The 11,051-nt window shown below is 52.0% G+C and carries 9 protein-coding genes; all 9 read right to left on the minus strand.

Annotated features, from left to right (window positions below; all coding sequences use genetic code 11):
• Positions 1 to 12: 12 nt before the first annotated feature.
• The gene (locus HUU59_13200) at positions 13 to 1,161 is read right to left on the minus strand and encodes an acyl-CoA dehydrogenase family protein (protein NUO20396.1); all 1,149 of its coding nucleotides are present in this window, start codon (positions 1,159 to 1,161) and stop codon (positions 13 to 15) included.
• 229 nt (positions 1,162 to 1,390) lie between these two features.
• Positions 1,391 to 2,536, minus strand: coding sequence for a hypothetical protein (locus HUU59_13205; protein ID NUO20397.1), 1,146 nt, complete (start codon positions 2,534 to 2,536; stop codon positions 1,391 to 1,393).
• Between the two features lie 11 nt (positions 2,537 to 2,547).
• The gene (locus HUU59_13210) at positions 2,548 to 3,048 is read right to left on the minus strand and encodes a hypothetical protein (protein ID NUO20398.1); all 501 of its coding nucleotides are present in this window, start codon (positions 3,046 to 3,048) and stop codon (positions 2,548 to 2,550) included.
• Positions 3,045 to 3,989 carry a DMT family transporter gene (locus HUU59_13215; protein NUO20399.1) on the minus strand — a complete coding sequence of 315 codons (945 nt, stop codon included), beginning with the start codon at positions 3,987 to 3,989 and terminating at the stop codon, positions 3,045 to 3,047. Before HUU59_13215 ends, HUU59_13210 begins: the two co-directional genes overlap by 4 nt.
• Positions 3,990 to 3,993: 4 nt before the next feature.
• Positions 3,994 to 5,289: a T9SS type A sorting domain-containing protein gene (locus HUU59_13220; GenBank protein ID NUO20400.1), complete on the minus strand. Its 1,296-nt coding sequence runs from the start codon at positions 5,287 to 5,289 to the stop codon at positions 3,994 to 3,996.
• A gap of 32 nt (positions 5,290 to 5,321) precedes the next feature.
• The gene (locus tag HUU59_13225) at positions 5,322 to 6,722 is read right to left on the minus strand and encodes a T9SS type A sorting domain-containing protein (GenBank protein NUO20401.1); all 1,401 of its coding nucleotides are present in this window, start codon (positions 6,720 to 6,722) and stop codon (positions 5,322 to 5,324) included.
• Between the two features lie 256 nt (positions 6,723 to 6,978).
• Positions 6,979 to 7,890 (minus strand): D-2-hydroxyacid dehydrogenase, encoded by a 912-nt coding sequence (locus HUU59_13230; protein ID NUO20402.1) that lies wholly within the window; start codon positions 7,888 to 7,890, stop codon positions 6,979 to 6,981.
• A 278-nt stretch (positions 7,891 to 8,168) separates the two neighbouring features.
• Positions 8,169 to 9,926 (minus strand): hypothetical protein, encoded by a 1,758-nt coding sequence (locus HUU59_13235; GenBank protein ID NUO20403.1) that lies wholly within the window; start codon positions 9,924 to 9,926, stop codon positions 8,169 to 8,171.
• Positions 9,927 to 10,504: 578 nt separating this feature from the next.
• The coding region (locus HUU59_13240) for a TonB-dependent receptor (GenBank protein ID NUO20404.1) at positions 10,505 to 11,051 on the minus strand (547 nt) is incomplete at its 5' end.

Genomic DNA, 11,051 nt, shown 5'->3' on the forward strand with positions numbered 1-11,051 from the left:
TGAAGGAGATGGTCAGCCTTTGACAAGCGAATGCCCGATAACCGAGCGCTGAATCTGATTGGTGCCTTCGTAAATTTGCGTAATCTTCGCATCGCGCATGTATTTTTCAATCGGATAATCACGCATAAAGCCGTAGCCGCCGAAAATTTGCACGGCGTCGGTGGTGACTTTCATAGCCGTGTCGGATGCGTAGAGCTTGCTCATCGCGCTGTAGCGGCCGATGTCTTTGCTGCCTTTGTCAATGTGGCGCGCGGTGGCGTAAAGCAGTGCGCGAGCGGATTCAATAGATGTTGCCATGTCCGCAAGCATGAATTGAATCGCTTGCAAGTTCAGAATCGGGTGCCCGAACTGCACACGGTTCTTGGCATAATCCACGGCCAGATCAAACGCGCCTTGCGCGATGCCTAACGCTTGTGCGGCGACGCCGGGACGTGACTTGTCCAAAGTTTTCATGGCGACGATAAAGCCCTCACCTTCGCGGCCGATACGGTTGGCGGCGGGAACACGGCAATCTTCGAAGACGATTTCATTGGTGGCCGAAGCGCGAATACCCATTTTGTCTTCGTGCTTGCCGACCTTAAAACCGGGGTAATCGTCCTGCACGATAAAGGCGGTGGTGCCGCGCGACCCTTTGGTGGGATCGGTGACTGCAATCACGGTGTAGAGATGCGCCACGCCGCCGTTGGTGATGAAGATTTTTGTGCCGTTCAAAATGTAGTCATCGCCGTCACGCACTGCGCGTGTTCTCATCGAGCCTGCATCAGAACCTGCGTTGGGTTCAGTCAAGCCGAACGCCGCGAGATATTTTCCTTCTGCGAGTTCAGGTAAGTAACGCTTCTGCTGTTCTTCGTTCGCGCTCAAGAGGATCGGGAATGTACCGAGCGCGGATGCCGCGAGTGCGAGCGTGATACCGCCGCACGCTTTGGAGAGTTCTTCGGTGACAATGGCGAGTTCAAATACACCCATACCGAGGCCGCCGTGCTCTTCGGGAATGACGATTCCGAACAAGCCGGATTCGGCGAAAATCTTGACGATGTCCCACGGAAATGTTCCATCGCGGTCGTATTGCGCGGCAACGGGGCGGATTTTTTCTTCGGCGATTTTGCGGGCAAGATCGCGCAGGGCGAGCTGGTCTTCAGTCAGGAAATAGTCGAGTTCCATGGCGTGGCTATGCTCTTAATTGTTTACGATAGTATGTAAAGACAATGTATTGATTCCGCAAATGAGATAATAGTGAAAAAATACACAAACAAAATCGGACGAATTGAGGCGGAATTGCGGGGAAAACTGAAGTTGGAGGAAATGCACAGAGGTTGAAAGAGGAATAAGAAAAAGCCCGAGGCAATCACCTCGGGCTTTTATTATTCTATCGCGCCAGCGCAAACGGCGATTACATCTCGATCCACTTTTTCCAGTAGAACTCGCTGTCGGGCTCGTCGCAAAGGCGCTGGACGATTTGCCAATACCACTCTTCGAGCGGGATTTCGTGTTCATCCAAACGCGGGAAGGGATTGTATGTTCCGCCGGAAAGTGCGCGGCCAATGTGATCGAGCGTGCCGAGCGCGAGTTCGGGAACATCACGCATGCGAATGCCCGACATCTTCATCATCTTCTCAAAAATGTAGGACTGCGGAATCGCGCCGGGAATAAACCCCAGCGCGCGTGTGCGCATCACAGGCAAGAATAAGTCCAGCACGATGCGACCATGGCCGTATGCTTTAATCGTCTCGGCTTGTAAAAATTCTTTGGGCAGATAGAGACTTGTGGAATACGGACCTTGACGACCGTAAAACACGCTCTCGGGATCGCGGCTGATAACATCAAGACTGCCGCGCCAATCAATAAATCCGGTGACGCGCACTTTGATTCCCGCTTCGGCAAGTCTTTGCGGAAACTCGACCGCCATGCGTCCCATGATGTGGCGCGTGTTCTCAATTTGCTGATCGGTCAGGTAGCCGAGCTTGTACTGAAACAAACCTTCTTCGTCAACGTCCTTGACATAAATCGGCGGCATGTCGGGGAGCATTCCGGCCATCGCGGCGGCGACGCAGTTGATGTAGATAACTTCCTTCGCGCCGGCTTCCTTGAGTGATTGCAGCACCCAATCAAATGCGGGGCCTTCGAGTGCCATGCCGTCATTGGAGAGATGATAGCGCGAGCCGAACCCCATGTTTTGCGCGCGTGTGACCATCTGTTTTCCCATCTCAAAACCCACCGAGCGCGACAGGTCTCGCGCGAGCACAGTGACGCTGCCATCCACTGCAGTGAAACGGCGCACCGCGCTCTCGATGGCTCCGCCGAGTCCGGGACCGGTCGCTCCGGCGAGCACGAAATGCCGTCCGCGAATCCAATCGAGACCGTATTGACCATAGGGAATCAGTTCGTTGTGGCGAGTCCAAATGCGGTCGAGCAGTTCGGTGGCCTCCTGGGGAAAGCGGGCGACCTGCTCAGCGGTGGGACGTGGGACAACGGCTTGATACTCTTTGACTCTGAGGCCGGGATGTGGTTTTGCGAAAGGGGATGGTGATTCAATCATTTCGTGTTTGGTTACTTGGTCGAGTGTTCGTAGATCATCTGAAACTCTTTGGCGATCCGCTTGTCGAGATTCAAGAGCTCATACTCCAGCTCGGGATACTTCTTCAACAGTTCAGCCAAACCGACTTGCATGCCCATCATCAGCAAAGTGTCCTGCAACGAAATCGCGCGGCTGATTTGCAAATCGAGCAAAGCCATCTGCTGCTCCATGACAATTGTGCCGATAACCCGTCCGACCTTTTCTTCGAATTCGGGATCCTCGAAATTTTTCTCGAGTGCGATAATTTGCTCGCGGATTTTCTCTTCGGCAACTTTGTTAATCGAGTCCACCTTCATCTGGTAAATCATCGCGCCGGGATCAATGACCATACGCGGACCGGAAGAATCCGTCGGCGGGAAGTAGTTCGGTTGCTGCTGCTGCATCAATGTGGAGTCGCGTTCGACAACAACACGGGGTCTTGCAGAGACAAATGTAAACAACAACAGCAGAATACAAAACGAGCGCACAATCATGTACGGGGGACTTCCGGTTCTTGAATGGTTGAGGCGACGAGCATGGCGACGAGAATACAGGCCGCGCCGATGATAGTTATGTTTGGCGGAATGTGGTCCTGTAAGGTCCACGCGGCGAGCGCGGCGGTGACGGGCTCCATGGAATAGACGATAGCCGCACCGGTGACGGGGACACGGGGTTGAAACTTCATCATGGCCCAGATGGCGATGACAGAGGCTGGAATGGCTGTGAAAAACAGCGCGACGGCAAGCTCGCGTGTGAGGTCAAAGTGCAGCCGTTCCACAGGAAGTAACGCGCCGGCGATAAGTCCGGTTCCGAGAATCTGCAGCCACGACAGCGGCAGTTCGCTTGCGGCGTTCGACCAGCGGTTGATAAACAGGATGTGCATCGCATAGCAGAACGCGCAAACAAGAATCAGTTTATCGCCGCGATTCAGCGCCATCTGTTCGAGTACGGGTTTGCCGTCCACAAGTGATTCGGGCAGTGACAGAACGAGTATACCGACAAAAGCGATGGCTGCGGCGAGCCACATGCGCTTGCGGATTCTTGCGCGAAAGAGCAGCCAGGCGAGGACCGGAGTGAAGGGGACATAGAGCGCGGTGATGAATCCGGCGCGCGCGGAGGTAGTGTACTTCAGTCCGATGGTTTGAAAGATGTAACCGCCGCAAAGGAATAACCCGAGCACGAGTCCGCGCTTGACAAGCTGCGGATTCAAGGAGAACGATTTCCTGCCGAAGAAGAGCGGGAAAAGCAGCGCCGCAAGAGTAAACCTGAGTGCAACGAACAGTATCGGCGAGCAGTCGTCGAGCGACCACTGCACGATGGGGAAGGTGAAGCCCCAGAAAAACGTCACCCCGAGCAGGGCCAGATAGGCGATTAGCACGGGGTGAAAGATACGGATATTTGCACAAATAGGCAACCGCTTGGCGGCTCTTGCCACTCAGCTATTTGATAAGCATGAGTTTCCTTGTTTCGATTTGCCCAAGTGTTTCAAGGCGCAGGAAGTACACGCCGGACGCGAGCGACTCGCCGTTAAATTGCAAGACGTGGCTTCCGGCGGGATATTGCCTATCAGCAAGCTGCATCACTTCGCGGCCCTGTACGTCATACACTCGCGCACGCACAGATTGCATTTGCGGCAGTGTAAAGCGAATCGTCGTGCTGACGTTGAACGGATTGGGCGCGACGCTCAAAGTGAACTGTGCCGGGAAAAGAGGGTTGTCAACGGGCGACACCCAATCCTCTTCGAGCGGGTCAATCGGTTCGAAGACTCCCGTGCGCCACAATCGGTTGCGCGCGTCATAGTGATAAATTTTGTTGTAGCCTGAACCTCCGCGATTACTGCGATGCACGTAGCCGCGATGGTACTGCGTGATACCGCCGGTGAGCACGATGTTGCCGCGTTCATCAGGTGACGGACCGATATACGGGTCGCCAACGTCGTTCATCTGCTCCATTTGGAAATGCGTACCCATTGCAAACAGGAACGCGGTAATCACGACGTCCGAACCTTGCGCGCGGTTTTCGCGGCCGTTCTCCCACGTGTTGGCGATGTAGATGCCCTGCTCAGAGGCCAGAGCAATGCGCGAGTCGGCGCCATCGGGAAGCGTTCCGTTCTGCATATTGGTATTGCGAATCATGATGTTGTCCACGATGCGAATATCCTGACTACAGCCGAGGTGCAATTGATGGCCGCGGGCGGCGAGAATTCCGCGAATATCGAGCTTGCCGTCCACGAAAATCACACGGCGGAAGGAATCGAGCTGGATGTCGAAATACTCCGCAGTTGTCGTATCTCGTTCAGTGCCGAGGGGATAGTAGTAGAAACGGGCAATGGAGTCCAGCACGATGCAATACCATTCATGGAGTGGTTCATAAATATATGTTCCTTGCTCAAGAGCCGTTTCTCGCAAATAGGTGAGCGAATCGGGAAAGACAATATCACCGGCGTTAAACTCCGGCGCGCCGCCGAGAAACTGCATGGGAGGATTGGGACTGCCGGGCGCGAAACCCGACATAGCCGTGCTGACGGGACCTATTGCGACAGGCAGTCCGCCGACGTTTTGTGTGGCAATCCAACCGTTCGAATGCACGGGTCCCCACAGGGTGTCGCGCCCGAAGAACCGCAGAATATCACCTGGGAACGCGAGCGAGCGCTCCGAATGCGTCAGCCAAAAGTAGTTTTCCATGGCCGAAAGTTGCGTAGTGACAAGCAGCAGTGCGAGAATGAGCTTCAGCATGGTTGTTCTCCCGGGTAGAATTAACAAGGATGCTATTTCAACAGAAGTAATTTGTGAGTGGCTGTCACTGAGTTTGCCGACAACTTGACAAAATAGACGCCGCTCGGCAATTGAGACGCAGTAAAGTTGTGCGCATGCGTTCCGGCGGCAAGCGGCTCGTTGAGCAGTGTCTCGATTTCTCTTCCCAACACATCAAAAAGTTTCAGCGTCACATCCCCCGCGCGCGCCAACTCAAACGTGATGGTTGTTTGCGCGTTGAAGGGGTTGGGGTAGGCGGAAAGAGCGAACGCATTCGGTGTGAACGGGTAAAAGTGCGGCGTGGTGCTCGATGTTTCATGTGCGCGAAGCAACTCGACGGGGCCACTGTCATCGGTACGAACCGCAGCCGTAAAGCCATTGGCAAAGGGGGAAAGATCAAGGATGCGCGTGTGGCCCATCAACGTATCTAACCAAATCAGTCCACTTGCTGATATCGCAGCAGTGAACAGACAAGGCGTTCCGGCGACGCTGGCCTCGCCTGCGACTAGCGCACCATCTCCGTAAGGCACGGCATGAATTGACGGCACGACACCGAACTCCATCGGTGGTACAGTAAAATTCAGAATTTGGCTGTAATAGCTGTTCGACACGGATCGATAAAACAACATCTCATCCTCTTCGCCTTCCGTATGTCGAACGCTGATTGCCCAGAAACCTTGTTGCGGATCAGCGCACATAACTATCTCGGCGGTGAGTGAATCCATGTCAATCGGCCAGTTATCGACATCGGTACCGTTCGCGCCAACGACTGTGAACTCGTAAAACTCCATGTTGTTTATATACCGTCTCCCCGCATATGCGACGCCTTGTCCTGTGGCCAAGCAAAAGGCCCACGGCTCATCGTGGAAATTCTCCGTCCACAGCGATAACGTCCAAGTATTTTCCTCGTCCGTTGCACCGGCGATAAAGAACCTCTCTACATTTGTCGTGCTTGCACAAAGGAAGATGCAATCGCCACCGTAATAAGTAGCAGCAATCGCCGACGCGCTGTCGTACAGATTAACCGTTTGATAAAGCGGTCCGGCACCGCCGTACTTGCGGCCAAAGGCACGCGAGGGACCCCAGAAGTTTGGCGCCCAATAGTAGTGAAGCGCCATAAAACCGCCGGGCTTCGCGATCAGTTCAAGTGCGTAAGCGCGGGCAGACTCAATGAAAACGTAATCACTGCACTGGCACCACAGCCTTTGGCCAAGTGAATCATACACGCCGGCGATTTCCCAGTCCCAATCCATACCGCAGGCAAAAGCCGTCCGGCCAGAGTCATACGCCAGAATGTGAAACTGCGAATGTGCTCCGATATCAGGCTGCGGCTCCAATGTGGCACTTGAATATTCCCAATTCTGCCCCCAGGCCAGAGAGGCATATATAAGGAGAGCGAGCGCGATGCGGGTCATGAGGAAGCTCCTATGTTGGGAAAAGCAAAAACCTTCCACCGAGGAGAGAGTCCGCGATGGAAGGCTTTAATAAACATAGGTTTCCTCTTGTCAGCTGGGACACATAGCACACACTGCACCTTTGTCAGAAAGTGCAACAAAGACAGAGAGTTATGTCGGCAAGTGGATGCCATCGTCCTGCACCTGTTGTAAGGTGTCGAACGGCGGGGCCCACTCTATCAAAGTAAGCAGAGAGGATGCCTAAAGCAAGTAAACTCTACTTATGAAAGAAGTCTTTTAGGATTTCGGCAACTTCGTCACCAACGCGGCCTTGACCTTCGATGGTCTGTGCGCCGATGTGCGGCAGGGCGACGACACGCGGATGTGTAACCAAGTCCTGGCGCGGTTTGGGTTCGCCGACCCAAACATCGATACCGGCTCCGTATACGTGACCACTATTCAGAGCCGCCAGCAACGCTTCTTCGTCAATTACGCCGCCGCGCGCGGTGTTGATGAGAATTACGCCGGATTTCATCATAGCGATTTCCTTCGCGCCGATGAGTGAGGGTTCATCTTTTGATTTTGGAATATGCACGGAGATGATGTCGGACTCTTCGAAGACTTCATTGAGTTCGCGCAGTTGAAAGCCTTTGACCTTGACCTTTTCTGGGAACTTGTCATAGCCCATGATGACGCGCATGCCGAGACTTGCGGCCTTTTCGGCAACACGAGTGCCAATACGTCCCATGCCGATGATGCCGAGTGTTTTGCCTTCGAGTTCGATACCTTTGGAGAACGATTTCTTGTCCCATTCGCCGTTCTTCATGGAAGCGTTGGCAGCAGGGATTGCGCGGGCGATGCTGAACATCAACCCGATGGCGCATTCTGCCACGGATGTTGAAGATGCGGCGGGCGTGTTACGCACGACGACGCCTTTGGATTCGGCGTAGGCAACATCGATGTTATCGACACCGACTCCGCCGCGCACGATGATCTTCAGATTCTTCGCGGCGTCAATGACGTCTTTGGTGACTTTGGTAGCGGAGCGCACGGTGAGTGCGTCCACGGTCGCGACTTTGGCGAACAGTTCGTCGCCGTCGTAATGCTTGGTGTCAATGTCGAAGCCCGACGAGATCAGGGCTTCAGCGGCAAGGGCGTCAATCCCGTCGTTGAGTAGAATTTTTGGCATAGCTGATTTGAAATTAGAAATAGGAAATGAAAATTGAGAATCGAAAAGGCCGTCCTAAACGACTGTTTCTGTGTAAAACGCTAACAATTGGCGGAACGGTTGTATTTGATAAAATGGAAGATAGTTTTCGGGGGTGCACCTTATTTCACAAGGGCTTGGTCCGGCGGGAGGGGAGTAGGCGTACTCATTGAACGCATGGGCAATGAGTTTGGTTCCCGGCCCGGTAAGCTGTTGTTATTTATTGAATGTATAGAATTTTTTGAGTATTTACAACGAGACTATTTGCGAGTAGTTCGGACAGCTTCATCTAATTCACCGATCAGATCTTCAAATTCACGAAGCTTTCCACGAATGGTATCCGGATCTCCACTTAGTCCTCGTCCATGCGCCCAACTATTGCGAAGATCGCAGATAAAATTACCGAGATCTGTATAAGTGTATGCTTTTCGTTTCAGCACTTTATCAATTGGCCGAAAGATGGAAGAAAACTTCGTCTTAGTTCCTTTGTCACCATTTAGCTTACGGACAACAATTTCACCACTTAGACACCACCATAATTCGCTGAAATACAGGTACTCAAATGGAAACGCTGCATCAATACCCCTTCTTAGAGAAGGCGAAGCTTTCCGCTCATCTGACATCAAACTCTTTGCCTTATTCCAGACAACAAGACGTTCACCACTTTCATTCCAGAATGCTTCTTGCCTCTCTATCTTGTTTCCGAAACCAGCTACCTGAAACATAGCAAGAAGTGACTTCATCCGCAATTCAACGCATTTCAAGCGGTGCCCAATCTCCATTTCTAAGAATACCATTGGTCCTGTCGATGGAGGAACGGACCGATACAATTCGACAAACTCGGCCTTACCGAACAACTTCAACGCCTCCAGATGACGGTTGACATCAACTTCGACGAGCTCTGGAAATGCTCTTTGAATATCATACGTCAACGGACGTGCGTCAGCTAGGTTACCGTTTTGATACTTGATGGCAAGTTCTCTTGCATGTGACCTAAAAGTCTCTTTGCACTTGTCAGTCGAGCAAGCAAAAAGCGCATCGGTGAAGTCACTAATTGCTATCGGAGTAACTTTCATAGTCAGAATTTCAGTAATCAGCTCATGGCTCGACTTCACGCCACTTCTTGGTCTCTTTGCGCTCGGGACACTTAGGCACATGAGATATCGATTCAGATTCTCATCGAGTGTGTAGTTAGCTTCAAATTCAGCAAAGACACGCTCCCTTGTAATGCCCACAGAGTCATCTGAGTCCTCTAAACCTCGCAGCAGTACAGAAAATTTTGATGTCTCTTGAAAAAAGTGCTTTGTTTTAGACGATAGACTCTCCCCATGATCCTGCACAAGTCGTCTTGCAAAGACATCAAAGTGCGTTGTTAGATCCTTGAATCTTGAATGCACTAATTCAAAGCCATCCGTGGCCCAGTATGTAGAAAGCTGTAAGGACAAAAACAACCATATCAAAGAGTCAAACTCAAACGCGCTCAGATCGATTAGAGAATCACGCACCGACTCCGCACCCAATTGCGCAACATCTCCATTTGCCCGATCAGCTTGAATTGATAACAAAAGATAAAACATGCCTCGCAAACATGTCTCCATGTCAACAAAAGAGTCCTCCCAACGCAACGCCATTGCAATAAGGCTGAAGAAGACTCCAAGCTTTTCGTCGAAATCCAAAGACTCTGCTAACTCTGCAAACGCTTGTGGCGAGCCAAAGAAACTTTCATCAAAAATGTCTGTAGCAATATAGTGGCCGTACGGGTACAAAAAGTAGAACTCGATGAACCGTACGAAGTCATAACGGTCGTAAACATGCGAGAATGGCGAATCTCTATCGAACCGAATCTGGGCAAGGTCGTAGAGTGTCTCTTCGTCATACTTCTTTACGAAATCGCGAATCCTGCCTATTTCATTCTTGTGGCTTACAAACCACTCTTGACGATACTTCCATGAATCATGAATCGAAACAATTGACTTGAGTGCTGCGTTAAGCTGTTTGCGCAAATCTTCTTCGGTCACTTCAGATGGAACTATTGGAGGTCGTGTCGGTGCTTGTGGAGGCGGCATCACCGGAGGAGTGGTCCGTAGGTGGCCATCGACTCTCGATATTATGTCCTCGGCAAGCAAGATCGCCGCAGAATTAACATCGCCCTTTATGTAGTAACAAAGCCTCGCTCGTAGACTCTCCACAGATGTTGGACTCTTCTTGCGAAGGAATTCCGTCAGATAGGTGTCGCGGGACTTGGAACTGCTAAGGTCCAGGTTCGGAAGTGAAGCCTCGTCAGCGAATCTTGCTCCACAATTATTACATAAACGGACAGGGGTGCGGACTTCGGACGACCCAATAGAAAGCTGAGAAAGCGAGGGCAAAGGCACTTCAAACTGTTTGCAGAAATTGCATTGGTCAAAATGTCGGTCAGTTTTGGACATATTGTGCAAAAGTGATAACTTTGGAACTTAGCAAGGCAAATGGTGGGTGGGCGACCGAACAAAACTCACGAAAACAACAGAGCAATAAACCACCACATACACCATCTCCTTTCGGGACCCACCGGTTTGGAGAAAACATGAAACAGGAAATGTGAAATTAGAAAGCTCTACAACTCAGCCCTCAAACTCACTATCAGATTGCGTCCCGGGGCGCTGACGCCGGAACCATAGGGACGATAGTGCAGGTCGAGAATATTTTCAAGTGACGCAACAAGCTCAAGATGCTCGACGATGCGAACATCACCGCGCAGGTTCAGCGTCCACCACGAGGGCACGCCGTCATCGGTGTAAACGGTGACTTCTCCGCCAGCAACGGGAATATCGTCCAACTGCTTCCATGCATTGTAACGCGCGTAGAGTTCACCCGTCCATTGCTTCGCTTCATAGATGACGCTGGTTTGACCGAATAATGGAGGAACGGGACGGAGCGGCATTTCACTTTCGGTGTCGCGTCCTTGAGCGGCGGAGAGTTGTGTTGCCGCAGTGACATTGTGACTGACATGCACCTTGGCATGCAGATCAATTCCGGTTACAAACGCCTTGCCGACATTTTGCAGCGACTTGACTTTTGCCATCGCGCCGTCGTATTCAATCGAGTCCTGGCCGTTAAACTGCGCATCACGGACGAGCACGGCGTCGCGAAGCAGCGTGTAG

The sequence above is a fragment of the bacterium genome, assembly GCA_013360195.1.
Lineage (GTDB): Bacteria > Electryoneota > RPQS01 > RPQS01 > RPQS01 > JABWCQ01.

What these genes read in the sequence shown, in the direction of transcription:
- HUU59_13210 (NUO20398.1), bottom strand. Translation starts at nt 3,048, where the DNA reads ATGATTGTGCGCTCGTTTTGTATTCTGCTGTTGTTGTTTACATTTGTC.
- HUU59_13200 (NUO20396.1), bottom strand. Translation starts at nt 1,161, where the DNA reads ATGGAACTCGACTATTTCCTGACTGAAGACCAGCTCGCCCTGCGCGAT.
- HUU59_13220 (NUO20400.1), bottom strand. Translation starts at nt 5,289, where the DNA reads ATGCTGAAGCTCATTCTCGCACTGCTGCTTGTCACTACGCAACTTTCG.
- HUU59_13205 (NUO20397.1), bottom strand. Translation starts at nt 2,536, where the DNA reads ATGATTGAATCACCATCCCCTTTCGCAAAACCACATCCCGGCCTCAGA.
- HUU59_13225 (NUO20401.1), bottom strand. Translation starts at nt 6,722, where the DNA reads ATGACCCGCATCGCGCTCGCTCTCCTTATATATGCCTCTCTGGCCTGG.
- HUU59_13230 (NUO20402.1), bottom strand. Translation starts at nt 7,890, where the DNA reads ATGCCAAAAATTCTACTCAACGACGGGATTGACGCCCTTGCCGCTGAA.